Annotated in this window: 19 protein-coding genes and 1 pseudogene; 12 read left to right on the forward strand and 8 right to left on the reverse strand. The window is 66.9% G+C overall.

The window, feature by feature from the left end:
• Together AB4Z10_RS21425 and argH are read right to left on the reverse strand one after the other, a co-directional pair.
• Positions 1–392, reverse strand: a pseudogene (locus AB4Z10_RS21425) (hypothetical protein); the annotation flags it as partial.
• A gap of 315 nt (positions 393–707) precedes the next feature.
• Positions 708–2,129 carry an argininosuccinate lyase gene (argH, locus tag AB4Z10_RS21430; protein ID WP_441472419.1) on the reverse strand — a complete coding sequence of 474 codons (1,422 nt, stop codon included), beginning with the start codon at positions 2,127–2,129 and terminating at the stop codon, positions 708–710.
• Positions 2,130–2,279: 150 nt separating this feature from the next.
• Between argH and AB4Z10_RS21435 the strand changes: the two genes are divergently transcribed.
• Genes AB4Z10_RS21435 through AB4Z10_RS21445 form a run of 3 tightly spaced genes read left to right on the forward strand, consistent with a single transcriptional unit; the run spans position 2,280 to position 4,980 of the window.
• Positions 2,280–3,395: an aminotransferase class I/II-fold pyridoxal phosphate-dependent enzyme gene (locus tag AB4Z10_RS21435; RefSeq protein ID WP_441472420.1), complete on the forward strand. Its 1,116-nt coding sequence runs from the start codon at positions 2,280–2,282 to the stop codon at positions 3,393–3,395.
• A gap of 18 nt (positions 3,396–3,413) precedes the next feature.
• On the forward strand, positions 3,414–4,031 hold the full coding sequence (locus AB4Z10_RS21440) for a helix-turn-helix transcriptional regulator (RefSeq protein ID WP_441472421.1): 618 nt from the start codon (positions 3,414–3,416) through the stop codon (positions 4,029–4,031).
• A complete protein-coding gene (locus tag AB4Z10_RS21445; RefSeq protein WP_441472422.1) occupies positions 4,024–4,980 on the forward strand; it encodes an ornithine cyclodeaminase family protein in 957 nt (318 codons plus the stop codon). The genes AB4Z10_RS21440 and AB4Z10_RS21445 overlap by 8 nt, the downstream gene beginning before the upstream one ends.
• Positions 4,981–5,111: 131 nt before the next feature.
• Here the strand turns inward: AB4Z10_RS21445 and AB4Z10_RS21450 are convergent, their stop codons facing one another.
• Entirely contained in the window at positions 5,112–6,221 is a 1,110-nt protein-coding gene (locus tag AB4Z10_RS21450) for an aminotransferase class I/II-fold pyridoxal phosphate-dependent enzyme (RefSeq protein ID WP_441472423.1), read from the reverse strand.
• Between the two features lie 316 nt (positions 6,222–6,537).
• Here AB4Z10_RS21450 and AB4Z10_RS21455 point away from each other — a divergent pair, with 316 nt between their 5' ends.
• Entirely contained in the window at positions 6,538–6,816 is a 279-nt protein-coding gene (locus AB4Z10_RS21455) for a hypothetical protein (protein ID WP_441472424.1), read from the forward strand.
• 60 nt (positions 6,817–6,876) lie between these two features.
• Here the strand turns inward: AB4Z10_RS21455 and AB4Z10_RS21460 are convergent, their stop codons facing one another.
• From AB4Z10_RS21460 to AB4Z10_RS21480, 5 genes are all read right to left on the reverse strand, one after another.
• Entirely contained in the window at positions 6,877–7,725 is an 849-nt protein-coding gene (locus AB4Z10_RS21460; protein WP_441472425.1) for a transporter substrate-binding domain-containing protein, read from the reverse strand.
• 45 nt (positions 7,726–7,770) lie between these two features.
• Positions 7,771–8,544, reverse strand: a complete 774-nt coding sequence (locus AB4Z10_RS21465) for an ABC transporter ATP-binding protein (RefSeq protein ID WP_441472426.1) — start codon at positions 8,542–8,544, stop codon at positions 7,771–7,773.
• Positions 8,541–9,266 carry an ABC transporter permease gene (locus tag AB4Z10_RS21470; RefSeq protein WP_441472427.1) on the reverse strand — a complete coding sequence of 242 codons (726 nt, stop codon included), beginning with the start codon at positions 9,264–9,266 and terminating at the stop codon, positions 8,541–8,543. Before AB4Z10_RS21470 ends, AB4Z10_RS21465 begins: the two co-directional genes overlap by 4 nt.
• Positions 9,266–9,985 carry an ABC transporter permease gene (locus AB4Z10_RS21475; RefSeq protein WP_441472428.1) on the reverse strand — a complete coding sequence of 240 codons (720 nt, stop codon included), beginning with the start codon at positions 9,983–9,985 and terminating at the stop codon, positions 9,266–9,268. The genes AB4Z10_RS21470 and AB4Z10_RS21475 overlap by 1 nt, the downstream gene beginning before the upstream one ends.
• A gap of 163 nt (positions 9,986–10,148) precedes the next feature.
• Positions 10,149–11,570 (reverse strand): amidohydrolase, encoded by a 1,422-nt coding sequence (locus tag AB4Z10_RS21480; protein ID WP_441472429.1) that lies wholly within the window; start codon positions 11,568–11,570, stop codon positions 10,149–10,151.
• Between the two features lie 237 nt (positions 11,571–11,807).
• On the opposite strand from AB4Z10_RS21480, the gene AB4Z10_RS21485 reads away from it, so the two are divergent.
• From AB4Z10_RS21485 to AB4Z10_RS21520, 8 genes are all read left to right on the forward strand, one after another.
• The gene (locus tag AB4Z10_RS21485) at positions 11,808–11,978 is read left to right on the forward strand and encodes a hypothetical protein (RefSeq protein WP_441472430.1); all 171 of its coding nucleotides are present in this window, start codon (positions 11,808–11,810) and stop codon (positions 11,976–11,978) included.
• Positions 11,979–11,989: 11 nt separating this feature from the next.
• Positions 11,990–12,079: a K(+)-transporting ATPase subunit F gene (locus AB4Z10_RS21490; protein ID WP_441472431.1), complete on the forward strand. Its 90-nt coding sequence runs from the start codon at positions 11,990–11,992 to the stop codon at positions 12,077–12,079.
• A 33-nt stretch (positions 12,080–12,112) separates the two neighbouring features.
• The gene (gene kdpA, locus AB4Z10_RS21495) at positions 12,113–13,816 is read left to right on the forward strand and encodes a potassium-transporting ATPase subunit KdpA (RefSeq protein ID WP_441472432.1); all 1,704 of its coding nucleotides are present in this window, start codon (positions 12,113–12,115) and stop codon (positions 13,814–13,816) included.
• A 167-nt stretch (positions 13,817–13,983) separates the two neighbouring features.
• Positions 13,984–16,035, forward strand: coding sequence for a potassium-transporting ATPase subunit KdpB (gene kdpB / locus AB4Z10_RS21500; RefSeq protein ID WP_441472433.1), 2,052 nt, complete (start codon positions 13,984–13,986; stop codon positions 16,033–16,035).
• Positions 16,036–16,047: 12 nt separating this feature from the next.
• Complete coding sequence (locus AB4Z10_RS21505; protein ID WP_441472434.1) at positions 16,048–16,653, forward strand: K(+)-transporting ATPase subunit C; 606 nt, start codon at positions 16,048–16,050, stop codon at positions 16,651–16,653.
• Between the two features lie 229 nt (positions 16,654–16,882).
• Complete coding sequence (locus AB4Z10_RS21510) at positions 16,883–19,585, forward strand: DUF4118 domain-containing protein (RefSeq protein WP_441472435.1); 2,703 nt, start codon at positions 16,883–16,885, stop codon at positions 19,583–19,585.
• Entirely contained in the window at positions 19,582–20,274 is a 693-nt protein-coding gene (locus tag AB4Z10_RS21515; protein ID WP_441472436.1) for a response regulator transcription factor, read from the forward strand. The genes AB4Z10_RS21510 and AB4Z10_RS21515 overlap by 4 nt, the downstream gene beginning before the upstream one ends.
• A 5-nt stretch (positions 20,275–20,279) precedes the next feature.
• On the forward strand, positions 20,280–20,726 hold the full coding sequence (locus AB4Z10_RS21520) for a PTS sugar transporter subunit IIA (protein WP_441472437.1): 447 nt from the start codon (positions 20,280–20,282) through the stop codon (positions 20,724–20,726).
• Positions 20,727–20,803: the final 77 nt, after the last annotated feature.

The raw sequence follows: 20,803 nt of genomic DNA on the forward strand, positions 1-20,803 counted from the left end.
AGGTCGAGCCGCGCCGTCAAAGCGCCGAGTTCGGACAGGACGGCAGGCGGTTGCGGCCCGGCTTCACCCATCGGGATGCCCTGAAAGGCGCGCTGGACCCAGACCATGCGCTGCTGGCCCTCAGCATCCGCCACGTTCTGCCAGAAGCGGTTGCCTTCGGTGGGAAGCAGGCGGGGCAGCGGCAGGGTCGGATCGGCGGCGAGCGCATGGCTGATCGCAGCGCATTGCTGCTCGACCAGGGCGGGCTCGCCCTGCGGGCGCATCGCCTTGACGATGACGTCGCCATCGCCCGTCCGGCCACGGAAGTTGAGGTCGTATTCGCCGCCGAGCTGCCGCAGCCCGCCATCGATGCCGAACTGTTCGGCGACCCCACGCAACCAGACGTGTTCCATCTTGTCTCCCCCGCCGCGGAGCCTGCGCCGTGCTCCGCGCTCATTCTTTCAGGCACGGTCGAATCGGCCGGCACCATCATCCATAGCCACAAAGCCGGCCGCTTTGGTCCTGCAAAGTTTGCGCGGCTGAGCCCGCCGGGATGCGTGGCGCGCCGATCTCATGGGGAATCACGCCGTCATCCCGGGCTTGACCCGGAATCCATGCCGGAGCCCATCTGATCAAGGCTCAGGCATGGATCCCGGATCTTCGCTTCGCTTCGTCCGGGATGACGCGCGTTTTCGTGTAGAGCACTCCGATTGGCGCGAAGATGCGCGTCAGACCTCCGCCGCCATGGTGCCGGCCAGCCAGCGCTGCTTCGCCCGCTCGATCGCCTCGCGCACCGTATCGGGCGCGGTACCGCCATAGCTGCGGCGGCTGCGGACGGAATGCTCCGGCGCCAGAACTTCGAAGACCGCGGCGTTGATGCGGGGATCGACCGAGCGCATGGCGTCGAGATCGAGCGCCTGCAAGGTGCAGCCCTTGGCCTCGGCGAGCGCGACGATGCGGGCGGTGATGTGGTGGGCGTCGCGGAATGGCACGCCGGCTTCGCGCACCAACCAGTCTGCGAGGTCGGTCGCGGTCGGAAAGCCGCGGTCGAGGAAGGCGCACATGTTCTCGGGCCGCACGGTCAGGTCGCGGACCATGCCGGTGGTGGCGGCGACGCAGAGCTCGACGGTCTCCAGCGCGTCGAACATCGGCTCCTTATCCTCCTGCATGTCCTTCATGAAGGTCATCGGCAGGCCCTTCACCATCACCAGCATGGCGGTGAGCGAGCCGACGACACGGCCGGTCTTGCCGCGCACCAGCTCGGCAGCGTCGGGATTGCGCTTCTGCGGCATGATGGAGGAACCGGTGGTGAAGGCGTCGGACAGCGCGATGAAGCGGAAGCCGTCGCTGCACCAGAGCGTGATCTCTTCGTTCAGGCGCGAGAGATGCACGGCCAGCATCGAGCAGCAGAACAGGAGCTCGCAGATATGGTCGCGCGCGCCGACCGAATCCATCGAGTTCTCGGTCGGCCGGGCGAAGCCGAGCTCGGCCGCGGTGAACTGCCGGTCGATCGGGAAGGCGGTACCGGCGAGCGCCGCGGCGCCGAGCGGCGAGACATTGGTGCGCTGGCGCGCGCCGGCCAGCCGCTCGCGGTCGCGTCCGAACATCTCGACATAGGCCATCAGGTGGTGGCCGAAAGTCACGGGCTGGGCGACCTGGAGATGGGTAAAGCCGGGCATGATCGTTCCGGCGTGCTCGCTGGCACGCTCGATCAGTGCGCGCTGTAGTTCCTGGATCACGCCGTCGAGGCCGTCGATGGCGTCGCGCATCCAGAGGCGGACGTCGGTGACGGCCTGGTCGTTGCGGCTGCGGGCGGTGTGCAGGCGACCCGCCGGCTCGCCGATGATCTCCTTGAGGCGTGCTTCCACATTCATGTGGATGTCCTCGAGGTCGATGCTGAACGTGAGTTCGCCGCGGTCGATCTCGCCGCGGATCTGGTCGAGCCCGGCCTGAATGCGCTCATTGTCGGCGGCGGCGATGATGCCCTGGCGGGCGAGCATGGCGGCATGGGTCTTGGAGGCCGCGATGTCCTGACGGTAGAGCCGGTAGTCGAAGCCGATCGAGGGATTGATCTTGCGCATCACATCGGCCGGAGCCGTCGTGAAGCGCCCGCCCCACATCTTGTTGGCACCGGGGTTCTGGTCGGACATGATGGGCTCTCCGGGAGCGGCTGCGACGTCGTCGCCAACGGATAGCAATCGCGATTTGGACTGTAAATTCCAAAATCGACCTTGACGTCTAAATCATGCTCATCATACTCGCAGCAGGTGCGGCGGAACGGCCGCTGCGGGATGGGCAGCATGAAGATCGAAGAATTCACCCTGGAACGGATCCAGTCGCTCTATGAGAACACCGTCGAGTTCAATCTCTCCGACAGCGGCGTCCATCCCTATTCGCTGAACGAGCTGCTCAGCGCCGAGCAGCGCGCCAAGCTGATGGAGGTCGAGCTTGGCTATGGCTGGACCAATGGCGCGGTCGAGCTGCGCGAGGACATCGCCAAACTCTATCGCAACCGAACCTTGGACGAGGTGATCGTCACCAACGGCTCGGCCGAGGCCAATTTCCTGATGGTGATGTCGCTGATCGAGCCGGGCGACGAGATTGTCGTCTTCGTGCCGAACTACCTGCAGATCTGGGGCTGGGCGCGGGCAATCGGCGCCACCGTCAAGGAAGTGAAGCTGCGCGAGGAGCTGGGCTGGACGCCCGATCTCGACGAGGTCCGCAGGGCGATCACGCCGCGTACCAAGCTGATGACCATCTGCAATCCGAACAATCCGACGGGCAGCCTGCTCTCGCGGGAGACGATGGACGAGCTTGTCGCGATCGCACGCGAGCAGGGCTGCTATCTCCACGCCGATGAGGTCTACAAGGGCGCGGAACTCGAAGTCGACGAGCCGCCGAGCTTCGCCGATCTCTATGAGAAGGCGATCATCACCAGCGGCCTTTCCAAGGCGATGGCGCTGCCGGGCCTGCGGATCGGCTGGCTCGTCGGCCCTGCCGCCGACATCTACACCGCCTGGCAGAACAAGGACTACACCTCGATCACGACGAGCGCGCTGAGCGAGCAGATCGCCCGTATCGTCGTCCAGCCGGCGAAGCGCGCCGAGATCCTGCAGCGCAGCAAGACCATCCTGCGGGAGAACCTCGCGCTGCTCACGAACTGGGTGAAGGCGAATGAGGAATTCTTCTCCTTCGTGCCGCCCAAGGCCGGCGGCATGGCCTTCATCAAGTACAGCCACTCGATGAACTCGACGGAGCTCGTGCACCGGCTCCGCGAGGAGCGCGGCATCATGCTGCTGCCGGGCGATGTCTACGGGCTCGACGGCTATATCCGCATCGGCATCGGTGCGCCGGGCGAGCATCTCTCGGCCGGGCTGGAGCGACTGAGCGACTATCTGAAGTCGCAGCCACGCTGACGCCTGCCTGGGGGAAGCATGACGCCGGAACTCGCTCCTTACCTGCCGATCTGCGACGCGGTCGCGCTGCTGTTCCGGCCGCATGCCGAGGTCGTGCTGCACGATTTGGGGTCGCAGAGCGTCGTGCATATCGCCGGCAATTTCTCGCAGCGCGTGCTCGGCGAGCCCTCGCTGCTCGACGAGATCGGCTTCGACCCCGACGAGACGATCATCGGTCCCTATGAGAAGGTGAACTGGGACGGGCGGCGGCTGAAATCGATCAGCATCGTGCTTTCGGCGGGGGGGAAGCCGGTCGGCGTGCTCTGCATCAATGTCGACGTGTCGCATTTCCACGCGCTGATGCAGACGCTCCAGGCCTTCGCCACCGTCCCGGCCGGCGCGGAAAAGCCGCAGGCTCTGTTCAAGGAGGACTGGCACGAGCGGATCAACGAGTTCGTGCAGCAATGGACTCAAAGTCGTGGTCTCGCCGTGACCAGCCTCAGCCGGGCCGAGAAGCGCGAGCTGGTGGCCGACCTTGCCGCGAATGGGGCGTTCGGCGGGCGCAATGCCGCCGCCTATATCTCGCGCATCCTCGGGCTCGCCCGCGCGACCGTCTACAACTACCTCAACCAGGCCAACGAGACCCCGGATGCTTGATCTGACGCGGGCGGAGATCGAGGCCGCCGTCGATCTCGACCGGGCCTTCATCGCGCTGGAGGAGGGGTTCAAGGCGGCTGCGGCCGGCCAGGTGCAGATGCCGCCGGTCGGCTATCTCGGCTTCCCCGCGCATAACGGCGACTGCCATATCAAGTTCGGCCATATCGCCGGTGATGCCATCTTCGTCGTGAAGATCGCGACGGGGTTCTACGACAATCCGGCCAAGGGCCTGCCGACGACGAGCGGCATGATGATCGCGCTCTCGGCCGAGACCGGCGCGGTCGTCGCGATCCTGCGCGACGAGGGCTGGCTCACCGATTTGAGGACGGCGCTGGCCGGCGCCATCGCGACGCGGGCCGGGATGCGGGCGGATGCACGCAGGATCGGGATCGTGGGCGCCGGCACGCAGGCGCGCTTCCAGATCCGCGCCGCCGCGCATCTGCTGCGCGAGCGCGAGCCGCGCTTCGCATGCTGGGCGCGCTCGCCGGAGAAGCTGGAGGCGCTACAGCGCGATCTGGAACGGGAGGGCATCGCCATCGAGCCGGTGGCCGAGCTGGAGGCGCTGTGTGCGCGCTCGGATGCGCTGATCACGGTGACGCCGGCTGCCGCGCCGATCATCCGAGACGACTGGATCAAGCCGGGAACGCATATCACTGCGCTCGGTGCCGATGCGCCGGGCAAGCAGGAGTTGGACTCCGCGCTGGTGGCGCTCGCTGACACAAGGATCGCGGATTCGCTGGAGCAGAGCCTCGACCATGGCGAGTTCGCCGCTGCCGCAGCCGTGGGGCTGATCGATGCGGGCGATTGCGTCGAGCTGGGGGCCGTTCTGGCCGGGGACGTGCCGGCGCGCCGCGCGGACGACGACATCACCATCGCCGACCTGACCGGTATCGCGGTGCAGGACGTCGCGATTGCGCGGGTGGTGCTGGACGGGATCGGGCGTCGATAGCGCCAGCCTTCGACGGGAAGGGCGTCCTTCTCGGGCTTGCCCCGAGAATCTTTGGAAAGCGAGGTGTCGGAGCCTCCTTCGGCACGAGATGCTCGGGTCAAGCCCGAGCATGACGGCGAGTGGAAGGCACTTCAGCCCTTGCACCGCGCGAGAAACCGATCCATCCGCGCCAGCCCGTCGCGCAGCACCTCGGTCGGCACGCCGATGCCGATGCGGATGTGGTTCTCGATGCCGAACCAGCTTCCGGCGACGACGAAGACGCTCTCCTCCTCGCGCAGCTTCTGCGAGAAGACTTCGGAGGGCATGTCGAGCGGATAGCGCAGGAAGGCCATGCCGCCGGCCTGCGGGCGCCGCCAGGACCATTCGTTATGCTGCGCCATCCATTGCGCAACGAGATCGGCATTGCTGCGCAGCAAATCGCGGCCGCGTGCAAGCAGGCGCCCGCGTGTTTCCGGACGCATGACCTCTTCCGCAAGGATCTGGCTGAGGATGCCGCTGCCGATCGTGGTGTAGTCCTGTCGCTCGGCCGCAGCCGCTACGACCTCCGCGGGAGCGACGATCCAGCCCAGACGCAGGCCCGGGCAGGCGAAGGACTTAGACAGGCTCGAGGTGACGAGCACCTTGGGGTAGCTGCCCCAGAGCGTCTGCGTCTCCGCGCCGTCGATCTCGCCGCCGCGGTAGATCTCGTCGACGATGAGCCAGGCGTCGTTACGCTCGGCGGCCTTGATGAGAACGGCGCGGCTCGCAGCAGAAAGCACGCTGCCGGTCGGGTTGGCCGGGTTGGTCACGGCGATGGCCTTGGCGCCGGCAGCGACGGCGGCGAGCTGCTCTGCGTCGATCTGCCAGTCGCTCTCGCCGGAAAGCTCCAGCCGGCGGATGTCGAAGCCGAGCGCGCGGCCGAGGCCGTCGATCTGCATGAAGTTAGGCAGGGCGAAGACCAGCGCGTCGGCGGGTTCGAACAGCGCCATCAACGCGATCATCGTCGCCTCGGAGGAGCCGTTGGTCACCAGCACATTGGCGGCGGTGGCGCCCGGATACCAGGAGGCGATGTTGCTGCGCAGGTCCGGCCGGCCGTCGGTCCAGCCATAGCCGAGGGGCTGCTTGAGCAGGTCGCGCGCTGCCTGTTCGCCCAGAATATCCTCGATCGCCCAGGGATGGACGCCGCTTTCGGTCAGATTGATCTCGACGTCGTTCTCGAAGAGCGTCTGGTTCCGCTCCATCTGGAAAATGTCGAACTTCACGGGAGCCTCCGGCAATGCCGCATCGAACCCTGCCATCGCAGGGCAGTGCGTTTGCTCGATCTGTGAGGCCGGGCGGCCGAGGGGTCAAGTCAAATTTAGACAATCAGTCCAATTTGGACTTGTTGTTTATTCAATCCGTGTTGCGGCGTCGGTTGCGTCGAAGCCGGGTTCGATACCCTAGCCTGTGCGCAGCTCGTTGTTTTTGTGGGTGATGCCGTTCTTGCGGCGGGTGTTCAGGGCATGGCCGCAATTCCGCCTGCCTTGCGGGGAACCTCGCCGCCCCCATATCCGTTGCGCCGCCATGCTCGAATCGATGATGCCCGCCCAGAACTTCCGCTTTCCCGGTGTCCTGAACTCTCAGGAGCTTCTCGTCGCAGAAGCCGTGCTCGCCAGAGCCTGGGCTGCGCTGGACTATGACGCGCGCACGGACGCGGAGCTTGAAGCGGAAGCGCGGGATCGCCTCGGGCGCATCATCCTGCAAGCGATGTCGCGCGGGTCGGATTCGATTTCTGATCTCTCGGCTGCGGCGGTCGCCGAGTTCAAGGCGACCAAGCCGGCGATGCGCGTCGAGATCGCCGGCCGGCAGGACGGCTGAGGCTCGCGCAGAAGGAACTGCGCGATCGCCGCATCGGACGATCGCGCAGGACGAGGCGCTTCAGCGCACCGTGACGTCGAAGCCGAAATACTTCTCGCCCAGTGCCTTGATCGTGCCGTCGGCATTGGCCTCGGCGATCGCCTTGTCGAACTTCGCCTTCAGCTCGGTGTCGCTCTTGCGCAGGCCGATGGCGCTGCCCTTGCCGACGATGCCGCCCTGGAAGCGCGGGCCGACCACGACCATGTCCTCGTTGCCGGCCTTCTTGGCGGCGGTGGAGAGATAGGCCATCGAAGCCATGATCAGGTCGACGCGGCCGGCGGCCAGGTCGAGGTCGTGCTGCTCGGTGGTCTTGTACTCGCGAATCTCGACGAGGCCCTTCAGGTACTTTTCGAGGAAGGCGCCGTTGATGGTCGAGGTCTGCACGCCGATGATCTTGCCCTTGAGCAGGGGCTTCAGCTTCTCGATCTCGGCAAGGGCACCGGGCTCGTCGGTGGTCAGGTGGAAGATCTTGCCGGTGTCCGGCAGATCGGCGAGCGGGCTGCCCTTGATGACGGCGAAGGTCTGGCCGGTCGAGCCGTAGGGGTTCGAGAAGAGGATCGCCTCCTCGCGCTTCGGGGTGACCGACATGCCGGCCATGATCGCGTCGAACTTGCCGGCGTTGAGGGCGGGGATCATGCCGTCGAAGGCCTGGGCCTCGATCGAGCAGTCGAGATTGGCCCGCTTGCACAGGTCCTTGTACAGGTCGATCTCGAAGCCGGCGAGGGTGCCGTTGGCCTCGGTCCAGTTCCACGGGCGGAAGGCGCCTTCGGTGGCAATGCGCACCTTCTGCGGCGCCTGGGCGAGGACGGGGGCGGCGAATGCGGCAGCGCCGAGCGCGGCGAGCGCAAAGAGCTTGGTGATGGTCTTCATGGTCTCTTCCCTGATGATGCGGCCGCGAGCGGCGCGCGGTTAATATCAGCCCGCCAGGAACTGGCGGAAGCGTTCGGAACGGCTGGCGGTGAAGACCTGCTGCGGCGGGCCCTCCTCCTCGATGACGCCCTTGTGCAGGAACACGACCTTGCTGGAAACGTCGCGGGCGAAGCCCATCTCATGCGTCACGACCAGCATGGTGCGGCCCTCTTCCGCAAGAGAGCGCATCACGCGCAGCACTTCGCCGACGAGCTCGGGGTCGAGCGCCGAAGTCGGCTCGTCGAAGAGCATGACCTTGGGGCGCTGGGCGAGCGCGCGGGCGATCGCGGCGCGCTGCTGCTGGCCGCCGGAGAGATGCGCCGGATAGTGGTTGCGCTTGTCGGCGATGCCGACGCGGGCGAGCAGCGCCTCGGCCTCGGCGATGCATTCGGCGCGCGGGCGCCCCTGCACATGGATGGGCGCCTCGATGACGTTCTCCAGAATGGTCATATGCGACCAGAGATTGAAATTCTGGAAGACCATGCCGAGCTCGCTGCGGATCCGGTCGACCTGGCGCGGATCGGCAGGCTTGGTGCCGTTCGGCGTCTGCTGCAAGCGGATAGTCTCGCCGGCGACCGTGATGTCGCCTGAGTCCGGTATCTCCAGCATGTTGATGCAGCGGAGCATGGTCGATTTGCCCGAGCCCGAGGAGCCCAGGATCGAGACGACGTCGCCCTCGCGGGCTTCGAGGGAGATGCCCTTGAGCACTTCGAGCGAGCCGAAGGTCTTGCGCAGATTGGTCAGCGAGACCGCGACGGGGCGTTCTGGGACGGCGCTCATGCGGAAGCTCCGGATTTCAGGGTCGCGGGTGCGCCGGGGGCGGGGCGCAGATGTGGCGTCAGCCGATATTCGGCGTATTGGACGAGCCGCGTCACGACGAAGTTGATGACGAGGTAGATCGCGCCGGCGACGATGAAGACCTCGATGGCGCGGTAGGTTTCCGAGATCAGCTTGGCGGCGAGCCCGGTGATCTCCATCAGCGTGATGATCGAGGCGAGCGAGGTCGCCTTGATCATCAGGATGAGTTCGTTGCCGTAGCCCGGCAGGGCCTGGCGGATGGCGAGCGGCAGCACGATGCGGCGGAACATCAGAAGGCGCGTCATGCCGGCGGCGCGGGCGGCTTCGATCTGCCCGGCCGGCACGGCTTGGAGCCCGCCGCGGAAGATCTCGCTGGCATAGGCGGCGGTGTTGAGCGAGAGCGCCAGCAGCGCGCACCAATAGGGGTCGCGCAGCAAGGGCCAGGCGAAGCTCATGCGGACTTCGCGGAACTGGCTTAGCCCGTAATAGATGATGAAGATCTGCACGAGCAGCGGCGTCGAGCGGAAGATGAAGACGTAGAAGCGCGCGAACCACTCCAGCGGCGCGATGCCGGACATGCGCAGCAGCGCGAGCAGCAGCGCCAGCACCGAGCCGCAGGCGACCGAGGAGAGCGCGAGCTTCAGCGTCAGCGGGATGCCTGCGACCAGCGTCAGCAGCGTCTCATACATGAAGGCGAAATCCATCACGCCCTCCTGAGGCCGCGCGTGAAGCGCGTTTCCGCCGCGCGCAGGCCCCAGCCCGACACCGAGGAGATGACGAGATAGAGGATCGCGGCGATGAAGAAAAAGGTGAAGGGCTGGCGGGTCGAGCCGGCGCCGATCTGGGCCTGGCGCAGGATCTCGACCAGGCCGGTGACCGAGATCAGCGCGGTTTCCTTCAGCACGAGCTGCCAGACATTGCCGAGGCCGGGCAGGGCATAGCGCAGCACGAGCGGGGCGATGACGCGCCTGAGTCTCAAAAACGGGCTCATGCCGCAGGCGATGGCAGCCTCGATCTCGCCGCGCGAGACGGCGCGATAGGCGCCGCGGAAGACCTCTGTGTGATAGGCGCCGGAGACGAAGCCGATGGCGAGCGCGCCGGCAAGGAAGCCGGGCAGGCTGATGAAGCCGGTCGCTCCGAAGAGCCGGCCGAGCGGGGTGAGCACCGCGCTCGAGCCGAAATAGAAGAGGTAGATGACCAGAAGGTCGGGGATGCCGCGCAGCACGGTGGTGTAGCCATCGGCAAGCCGGCGCGTGATCGGGCCGCCGGAGAGCTTGGCCCAGGCGCCCAGCGCCCCGATGACGGCGCCGAGCGCAAAGCCGCAGATCGCGACGGCGATCGTCATGCCTGTTGCCGCCAGCAGGGCGGGGCCCCAGCCATTGGCGCCGAAGCCGATGATCTCGAAGAAGCCAGGCTGGTTCATCGGCCCCTGCTTTCGACAAAAAGAAATCCGCCGGATGGGAGGGGCGGGAAGCCCCGCCCATCCGAGCGGTGTGACGATGCGCTTGATTCCCGCAGCGGAGCGAATACGCAAGTCATCGAGCGGCTTTGCTCACATGCATCGCGCGCTTCCGCCGGGAAGAGCGTCAATGTGCCGCCATGTCGAGCGGGGGTTCGACATCGTCGGTGATCGGGTTGGCGAAGGGGTTCTTGGCGCGGAACGCCGCGAAATCGTCCTTCGCCGCCTTGAGCAGGGCGGGATCGTTCAGCACGTCGGCGGCGACGCCGGCCATCGCCTTGGCCGCCAGCGCCAGGCCCTTGTGCGCCGCAGGGGCCAGGCCCTGGGCGACGAGCTGCCAGGAATGGCCGGGCGTGCCGATGGCGTAGCAGGCGGTGCGGCATTGCACGGTCGGGACGACCCAGCTCACCGTGCCGACATCGGTTGAGCCGACCGAGGTGTCGTTGCCGGCGCCGAGCGGATAGATGTCGTCGCTCAGCGCCTCGCCTTCCTTCGGCTTGAGGTCGAAGCGGCCATAGGCCGCGGCGATGTCCTCGGCGCTCAGGGTCTTCTGGAACTTGGCGGCGAAAGCCTGGTCGGCGGCGTCGAAGCCCGGGCCGCCGAGCGCCTCGAGATTGGCCTGCATCGCCTCTTCGAGCGGGCGGTTGCCGATCAGGTTGGCGTCGCCGGAGAGCTGCTTGACGGAGACGGTGGTCTCGCTCATCAGCGCGGCGCCCTCGGCGATCTTCTTCACGCGGGCGACGAGATCCCACATCTCACTGAGGGTGGCGGCGCGGATCAGCTGGCGCGTCGTCGCGGTGGCCTGGACGACGTTGGGGGCGATGCCGCCAGCGTTGATGATGGCGTAGTGGACGCGTGCCGTCGAAGGCATATGCTCGCGCATGTAGTTGACGCCGATATGCATCAGCTCGACGGCATCGAGCGCCGAGCGGCCGAGATGGGGCGCGGCGGCGGCGTGCGAGGCGCGGCCGCTGAAGGTGAACTCGATCTCGACGCAGGCGAGCGAGAAGGGCCGGTTGACGCCGTTGAACGAGGCCGGGTGCCAGCACAGTGCGATATCGACGTCGTCGAAGGCGCCGGCGCGGACCATGAAGCCCTTGGCCGAGCCGCCTTCCTCCGCCGGGCAGCCATAATAGCGCACCCGGCCCTTGATGCCGTTGGCGGCGAGGTAGTCCTTCACCGCGGTGGCGGCGAGGAGGGAGGCCGAACCCAGCATGTTGTGGCCGCAGCCATGGCCGTTGCCGCCCTTCTCGACCGGCGTCTCGCTCGCGACGCCGGCTTCCTGGCTCAGGCCCGGCAGCGCGTCGAATTCACCCAGGATCGCGATGACCGGGCCGTCTTCGCCGGCCTCGCCGACCACGGCGGTGGGCAGGCCGGCGACGCCGGTGGTGACGCGGAAGCCCTCGCGCTCCAGCATGGCCTGATGCTCGGCCGCAGAGCGGACTTCCTGATAGTTCAGCTCGGGCATGTGCCAGATGCGGTCGGAGAGCTCGAAATAGGCCGGGGCCTTGTCGTCGATCAGACGCCAGACGTCCTTGCTGTTGCTCATGGAAGGCTTCCTCCTGCGCGGGCTCTATTGCCCAAATTCGCGCCAGCTTCTGGCATGGCGCATGGGCGGCTCACAAGCGGCCCGGTGACGGGGTTTCCCTGCGTTTTCGGTAGGGCAGGCGGCTTTTAGCGCCGCCGCCGTTCGATGCTCGCCCGGCGCGTTGGCCGAAAATTCCTATAAAATCTTTATATCCGCGCCTCCGTCCTTCTCTCGAACGGCTATGGCCTCGGCGCGATATTGGCCCCGAACGGCCGGTCCCCCCAATGGAACCGGTGCTCGCTGCCGGACGGATGGTCCGGCAGCCACGACCATCGGGGTTATTCGATGATGGACACCATCGTACTCGCCATCGGGCTCGTCTTCTTCGGGCTCTGCTTCGCCTATGTCGCTGCCTGCGACGCGCTCTAGGGGAGGCCGGAATGCTTCTGGATTACGTCCTGGGCGGAGCGGTGACGCTGTTCCTGCTCGCCTACCTCACCTACGCGCTGATCCGCCCCGAGCGGTTCTGACGGCGGCGGCCCCTCAGATTCGGAACCTCGTCCATGACCCTCAACGGATGGATCCAGATCCTGCTCTTCTGCGGGATCATCATTGCTCTGGCCAGGCCGCTTGGCGGCTACATGACGCGCGTCTTCGCCGGCGAGCGCACATTGCTTTCGCCGGTCCTGCACCCGGTCGAGCGGCTGCTCTACGGCGCCGCCGGCACGCATGAGAAGGAGGAGCAGCACTGGACGAGCTATGTCACCGCGATGCTGCTGTTCAACCTCGCCGGCTTCCTCGTGCTCTACGCGATGCAGCGGCTGCAGGGCGCGCTGCCCTTCAACCCGGCGGAGATGGGCGCGGTGCCGGCCGATCTCGCCTTCAACACGGCTGCGAGCTTCGTCTCGAATACTAATTGGCAGAACTATGCCGGCGAAAGCACGATGTCCTACTTCACCCAGATGGCGGGGCTGGCCGTGCAGAACTTCGTCTCGGCGGCGACGGGCATCGCCATCGCCGTCGCGGTGATCCGCGCCTTCGCGCGCCGTTCGGCCCGCACGCTCGGCAATTTCTGGGCCGATCTCGTTCGCGCGACGCTTTATGTCCTGCTGCCGATCTGCGTGATCGGGACGCTCGTCCTCGTCTGGCAGGGCGTGCCACAGAACCTCAACCCCTACACCGTCGCGACGACGCTCGAAGGCGCACAGCAGACGATCGCGCAGGGGCCGGTCGCCTCGCAGATGATGATCAAGCATCTCGGCACCAATGGCGGCGGCTTCTTCAATGCCAATGCGGCGCACCCCTTCGAGAACCCGACCGCCTTCACCAACCTGATCCACTTGGTCGCGATCTTCGCGATCGGCGCGGCTCTGACTAATGTCTTCGGCCGCATGGTCGGCAACGAGAAGCAGGGCTGGGCGATCTTTACCGTGATGGGCCTCCTGTTCGTGGCCGGCGTCATCGTCTGCTACTGGGCCGAGGCCGCCGGCAACCCGCTCGTCCAGGCGCTCGGCCTCGATGGCGGCAACATGGAAGGCAAGGAGACGCGCTTCGGCATCGTGCTCTCGGCGCTGTTCGCGGTCGTCACCACGGCTGCATCCTGCGGCGCCGTCAACGCGATGCATGACAGCCTGATGCCGCTGGGCGGGCTGATCCCGCTGATCAACATGATGCTCGGCGAGATCATCATCGGCGGCGTCGGGGCCGGCTTCTACGGCATCATCCTCTTCGTCGTCATCGCCGTCTTCGTCGCCGGGCTGATGGTCGGGCGCACGCCGGAATATCTCGGCAAGAAGATCGAAGCGAAGGAGGTCAAGATGGCGATGCTCGCCGTGCTCTGCCTGCCGCTCGCCATGCTCGGCTTCACCGCCGTCGCCGTCGTGCTGCCGGATGCCGTCGCCTCGATCGCCAATGCCGGCCCGCACGGCTTCTCCGAGGTGCTCTATGCCTATACCTCGGCGGCGGCGAACAACGGCTCGGCCTTCGGCGGGCTCTCCGGCAACACGGTCTGGTACAATCTGACCATCGGCGTCGCCATGCTGATGGGGCGCTTCCTCGTCATCATCCCGGCGCTGGCGCTGGCAGGCTCCGTCGCGGCCAAGAAGACCGTGCCGGAATCGGCGGGCACCTTCCCGACGCATGGGCCGCTCTTCATCGGCCTGCTCATCGGCGTGATCGTCATCGTCGGCGGCCTGACCTTCTTCCCGGCGCTCGCGCTCGGCCCGATCGTCGAGCACCTGGCGATGCTCGCCGGCCAGAGCTTCTGAGGAACTGGTCATGCGCACCGAAACGGGACCTCGCCCTTCGACCCTCATCTGCGGAGCGACGATCGCGGTCCTGTTGATCGCCATCGTCCTCCACGCCCTTTCTTTCCTGCTTGCCGCGGTCTGACCCGAAAAGGGTCCCGCTCGCAGGCCACGACGGAGCTTTCGTCATGAGTCATCCAAGGTCCGGCAGCATCCTCGATGCCCGCATTCTCGTCCCGGCGCTCGGCGGCGCCCTCCGCAAACTCGATCCGCGCAGCCTTGCCAAGAACCCGGTGATGTTCGTCGTCGCCGTCGTCTCGGCGCTGACCACGATCCTGCTGCTGCGCGACTGGATCACCGGGGCGACCCATCTGGGCTTCTCCTTCCAGATCGTGCTCTGGCTCTGGTTCACCGTGCTGTTCGCCAATTTCGCCGAGGCCGTCGCCGAAGGGCGTGGCAAGGCGCAGGCGGATTCGCTGCGCCGGACGCGCGCGGAGACGCAGGCCAAGCTGCTCAGCGGTACCGATCGCAGCAAATACACGCTGGTCCCCGGGCCGAGCCTGAAGCTCAACGACGTCGTGCTGGTCGAGGCCGGCGACATCATCCCCTCAGACGGCGAGGTGATCGAAGGCATCGCCTCGGTCAACGAGGCCGCGATCACCGGTGAATCGGCGCCGGTCATCCGCGAATCCGGCGGCGACCGCTCGGCCGTCACCGGCGGCACGCAGGTGCTGTCGGACTGGATCCGCGTGCGCATCACCGCGACGGCGGGCTCGACCTTCATCGATCGCATGATCGCGCTGGTCGAAGGCGCCGAGCGGCAGAAGACGCCGAACGAGATCGCGCTCAACATCCTGCTCGCCGGCATGACGCTGATCTTCGTGCTGGCGACCGCGACGATCCCGAGCTTCGCCAGCTATGCCGGCGGCGCGATCCCTGTGATCGTCCTCGTCGCGCTGTTCGTGACGCTGATCCCGACCACCATCGGCGCGCTGCTCTCGGCCATCGGCATCGCCGGCATGGACCGGCTGGTGCGCTTCAACGTGCTCGCCATGTCCGGCCGCGCCGTCGAGGCGGCGGGTGACGTCGACACGCTGCTTCTCGACAAGACCGGCACGATCACGCTCGGCAACCGCCAGGCGACGGCCTTCAAGCCGGTCCGTGGCGTCAGCGAGCATGATCTTGCGGACTCCGCGCAACTCGCCTCGCTTGCCGACGAGACGCCGGAAGGCCGCTCCATCGTCGTGCTCGCCAAGGAGCAGCACGGCATCCGGGCGCGCGATCTCGTCGGGCTCAACGCCCATTTCGTGCCCTTCACCGCGCAGAGCCGGATGAGCGGCGTCGACCATGACGGCTCCAGCATCCGCAAGGGCGCCGTCGATGCGGTGCTCGCCCATGTCCGCGCGACCGGTGGCGAGGCCGAGGCGGCGCGCGAGGTGCAGTCCATCGCGGAGGAGATCGCCAAGACGGGCGGCACGCCGCTCGCCGTGGCGCGCGACGGCAAGCTGCTCGGGGTCATCCAGCTCAAGGACATCGTCAAGGGCGGCATCCGCGAGCGCTTCGCGGAGCTGCGGCGCATGGGCATCCGCACCGTGATGATCACCGGCGACAACCCGATGACCGCCGCCGCCATCGCGGCCGAGGCCGGCGTAGACGACTTCCTCGCCCAGGCGACCCCTGAAAACAAGCTCGCGCTGATCCGCGAGGAGCAGGGCAAGGGCAAGCTCGTCGCGATGTGCGGCGACGGCACCAACGACGCGCCGGCTCTGGCGCAGGCCGATGTCGGCGTCGCCATGAACACCGGCACGGTGGCGGCGCGCGAGGCCGGCAACATGGTCGATCTCGACAGCGACCCGACCAAGCTCATCGAGATCGTCGAGATCGGCAAGCAGCTCTTGATGACGCGCGGCGCGCTGACGACCTTCTCGATCGCCAACGACATCGCGAAATACTTCGCCATCATCCCGGCGATGTTCATCGCCTTCTATCCGCAGCTCGGCGCGCTGAACTTCATGCAGCTGGCCACGCCGCAGAGCGCGATCCTCTCCGCGATCATCTTCAACGCGCTGATCATCGTCGCGCTGATCCCGCTCGCGCTGCGCGGCGTGAAGTACCGCGCGGTCGGCGCGGGGGCGCTGCTCTCGCGCAACCTGTTGGTCTACGGCCTGGGCGGCATCATCGTCCCGTTCATCGGCATCAAGGCAATCGACATGGCCGTCACGGCCGTCGGCCTGATCTGAAGGAATTCAGCCATGCTTCGTCATATCCGCCCCGCGATCGTGATGATCGTCGCGCTTACCGCCATCACCGGTCTCGCCTATCCGCTGGCGATGACCGGGCTCGCCCAGGCGCTGTTCCCGCGCCAGGCGAATGGCAGCCTGATCGAGAAGGGCGGCAAGGTGATCGGCTCCGAGCTGATCGGCCAGTCCTTCACCGGTGAGCGCTATTTCCATGGCCGGCCGTCGGCGACGGTCGGCGCCGACCCGACCGACAGCAGCAAGACCGTTGATGCGCCCTACAATGCAGCCGGCTCCGGCGGCTCCAATCTCGGCCCGACCAATCCCAAGCTGATCGAGCGCATCAAGGGCGATGTCGCCACGCTGAAGCAGGAGAACCCGCAGGCCGCGGTTCCGATGGAGCTCGTGACGACCTCGGCCAGCGGGCTCGATCCGCATGTCTCGCCGGAAGCGGCCTATTTCCAGGTGCCGCGCATCGCCAAGGCGCGCGGCCTGAGCGAGGCCGATCTGCGCAGCCTGGTCGCGGACCATGTCGAGGGACGCCAGCTCGGCATCCTCGGCGCGCCCGTGGTCAACGTGCTGAAACTCAATCTGGCGCTCGATGCGGCGACCGTGAAATGACGCAGGAGCACGCTGTGTTCCCGATGGAAGAGCGCTGTCGTTCCGGACAAGCGGCGTAAGCCGCGCCGATCCGGAATCCATCGAAGGGCGCTGCGCTCTCCGATGGCTTCCGGGTCTCCCTTCGGTCGCCCGGAACGACGGCGCGTTTCCCTCGAAAAACAACGTGCTCTAAGAATGCGGCGAGCGGAACGGGTCTGCCGCCACAACGTTCAAGGACCAAATTCCAGCCATGCCGGACGAGCTTCGTACCGAGCCGCCAAGACCGTCGCCGGACGCGCTGCTGGAGCAGGTCCGCGGCGAAACGCGCGGGAGGCTGAAGATCTTCCTCGGCGCCGCCCCCGGTGTCGGCAAGACCTACGAAATGCTGCTCGCGGGCCGGGCGCGCCGCGCGGAGGGCGTCGATGTCGTCATCGGTGTTGTCGAGACGCACGGCCGGCGCGAGACCGAGGCGCTGATCGAAGGCTACGAGACGATACCGCGGGCGCAGGTCGCCTATCGCGGCCAGAGCGTCGATGAGATGGACCTCGACGCAGTGCTGGCGCGGCGGCCAGAGCTTGTCCTCGTTGACGAGCTCGCCCACACCAATGCGCCGGGGAGCCGCCATCCGAAGCGCTATCTCGACGTACTCGAGCTGATCGAGCGTGGCATCGACGTCTACACCACGCTCAACATCCAGCATGTCGAGAGCCTCAACGACGTCGTCGCGCAGATCACCCGCATTCGCGTGCGCGAAACGGTGCCCGATTCCATCATCGACCGGGCCGATGCGATCGAGATCATCGACCTCACGCCCGAGGACCTGATCAAGCGGCTGAACGAAGGCAAGGTCTATCTGCCGGAGACCGCCAGGCGAGCTGTCTCCAACTACTTCTCGCCCGGCAACCTGACGGCGCTGCGGGAGCTTGCGCTGCGGCGCACGGCGCAGCGGGTCGACGAGCAACTGCTCAGCCATATGCAGGCCCATGCGATCCCGGGGCCCTGGGCGGCCAGCGACCGGCTGATCGTCTGCATCGACGGCAGCCCGCGCGCCGCCTCGCTGGTGCGCCATGCCCGGCGTCTCGCCGAGAAGCTGAAGGCGTCATGGACGGCGTTGCATATCGAGGCGCCCGGGCGCGCGCGGCCCTCTGAGGCAGAGAAGGACCGGCTTTCCGCCGCCATGCGGCTCGCGGAGCAGCTCGGCGGCGAGGCGGTGATCCTGCCGGGCGAGACCGTGCCTGACGAGGTGCTGCGCTATGCCGCCTCGAAGAATGTCAGCCATATCGTCATCGGCTCGTCGAGCGCTCCGCGCTGGCGCGAGCTCCTCTTCGGATCGGTGGCGCAGGCGCTGATCCGCGAGGCCGGAGACATCAATATCCATGTGATTCCCGGGCAGGAAGCCGGGGCTGGTGAGGTTCGTGCTGCCGGCTCCACCGGCGAGCACCGCTTCGAGCCCGGTGCCTATCTGGCGGGCATGGCCTTCGTGGCCGTGGCCGTAGGGCTCGGCATGTTGCTGCATCTCGTGCTCGACGTGCGCAACATCGCGCTCGTCTTCCTGATGGCCGTGCTCACCTCGGCAGTGACGGCCGGACTCTGGCCGGCGCTGTTCACCTCCGTGATCGGCGCGCTGGCGTTCAACTTCTTTTTCCTGCCGCCGCTTTACACGCTCGTGATCGGCGATCCCGAAAGCGTGCTCGCCTTCTTTTTCTTCCTTCTGGTCGCGCTGATCGCCAGCAATCTCACGGCCCGCGTCCAGCGCCAGGCCGCGGCGGCGCGCCAGCGGGCGCGTGCCACCGAGGACCTCTATCTGTTTTCGCGCAAGCTCGCCGGGACGGGCACGCTCGACGACGTGCTCTGGGCGAGCGCCTACCAGATCGCGGCGATGCTGCGCGTGCGCGTCGTGATCCTGTTGCCGGAAGAAGCCAGCATCGCCGTTCGGGCCGGTTACCCACCCGACGATACGCTCGACGATGCCGATATCGCGGCGGCGCACTGGGCCTGGGAGCACGACCGCCCGGCGGGACGCGGCGCCGACACGCTGCCGGGTGCGAAGCGGCTCTATTTGCCGCTGCGGACCGGGCGCGGCGCCATCGGCGTGATCGGGCTCGATTCCGACCGGCCGGGCGCGCTGCTGACGCCCGAGCAGCAGCGTCTCTTCGATGCGCTGGCCGATCAGGCCGCGATCGCGATCGAGCGCGTCCAGCTTGCGGCGGATGTCGACAAGGCGAAGCTCGCGGCGGAGGCGGACCGGCTGCGCTCGGCGCTGCTGACCTCGATCTCGCATGATCTCAAGACGCCGCTCGCCGGCATCATGGGCGCGGCCGGCACTCTGCGCGACTACGGCAAGGCGATCCCCGAGGCGGATCGCTCCGAGCTTCTGGCGACTGTCGTCGAGGAGTCGGAACGGCTCAACCGCTTCATTGCCAATCTGCTGGACATGACGCGGATCGAGGCCGGCGCGATGGAGCCGAACTATGCTCTGCTGGACGTCGGCGACGTCGTCGGCGCAGCGCTGCGGCGCGCGGAAAGCATCACGCGCGGCCATGCGATCGACCTGTCGCTCGCCCCCCATCTGCCGATGCTGCGGCTCGACCCTGTGCTGTTCGACCAGGTGCTGTTCAACCTCATCGACAACGCCGCGAAATATGCGCCGACGGGCACCACGATCGGCGTCCATGCCCGTGGGGATGGCGATGCAGTGGTTCTGGACATTCTTGACGAAGGGCCGGGCCTGCCGCCTGCCGATCTCGAACGGATCTTCGACAGCTTCTACCGGGTCGGGAAGGGCGATCAGGTCCGCGCCGGCACCGGGCTTGGCCTTGCGATCTGCCGCGGCTTCGTCGAGGCGATGGGCGGCACGATCACCGCCGCCAACCGCAGCGATCGGCAGGGCGCGGTGTTCGCGATCCGCATGCCGATCCCGCCCGAGGCACACCAGATGAAGGTATTGCCATGACAACGATGGCCGTCCGGGTGCTCGTCGTCGACGACGAGCCGCCGATCCGCAAACTGCTGCGCGTCGGGCTTGGCACCGAGGGATACACGATCAGCGAGGCCGGCAACGCCAAGGACGCCATTGCCCGGATCGACGCCGAGGAGCCCGACCTGGTGCTGCTCGATCTCGGCCTGCCGGACATGACCGGGCAGGAGCTGCTGCGGCTCTGGCGCAGCGAGGGGCGCACGCTGCCCATCGTCATCCTGTCGAGCCGCACCGACGAGGCCGGCATCGTCCAGGCGCTTGAGGCGGGGGCGGATGACTATGTCACCAAGCCGTTCGGGATGCGCGAGCTCGCGGCGCGGCTGCGCGTTGCGCTGCGTCACAAGCTGCACCAGCAGGGCGAGAGGCCGGTCTTCCGTACCGGGGAGCTCTCGGTCGATCTCGTTCGCCGCATCGTCCAGGTCGGCGGCACCGAGGTGAAGCTGTCGCCGAAGGAATACGACATCCTGCGCGCGCTGGTGCAGCATGCCGGCAAGGTGCTGACGCATCGCCATCTGCTGAAGGAGGTCTGGGGCGGCAACGAGGATGTGCAGTATCTGCGCGTCTATATCCGGCAGCTGCGCCAGAAGATCGAGCCGGTGCCCGAGCAGCCCCACTACATCACGACCGAGCCCGGCGTCGGCTATCGGCTGCGCGAGAGCGACTGACGGCCATGGATATTTCCGAACTGATCGCCCCCGGCTCCGTGCTGACCGGGCTCAAGGTCGCGTCGAAGGAGCAATGCCTCGATCTGCTCGCCCGGCATGCGGCCGGGGCGGCGGGCGTGGCGGATGACGTCATTGCTGCCGCGCTAAAGCGCCGGGAAGCGTTGGGCTCGACCGGCATCGGCGGCGGTATCGCCATGCCGCATGCGCCGATCGCTGGCCTTTCCGTGCCTTTCGGTCTGCTCGCCTGCCTGGCCAAGCCGATCGATTTCGAGTCGGTCGATGGCGAGCCGGTCGATATCGTCTGCCTGATCCTGACGCCGGAGTCGGGGCAGGGCCAGCATCTCAACGCGCTCGCTTGCGTCGCCCGGCGCCTGCAGCGGCAGGACATTCGCGAAGCGATCCGCCGGGGGCGCCGTCCGGAGGATGTTCATGCCGCGCTGGGGAATGGCTGAGGTGCTGGGCAGTCGAGGTGACCGAGCGTGACTGCGAACGCTGTTCAGATTGAACCGATTCTATTCTATAAATTTGT

Origin of the sequence: Allobosea sp. RAF48, assembly GCF_052114025.1 — a bacterium.
In the GTDB taxonomy this organism is placed as follows: domain Bacteria; phylum Pseudomonadota; class Alphaproteobacteria; order Rhizobiales; family Beijerinckiaceae; genus Allobosea.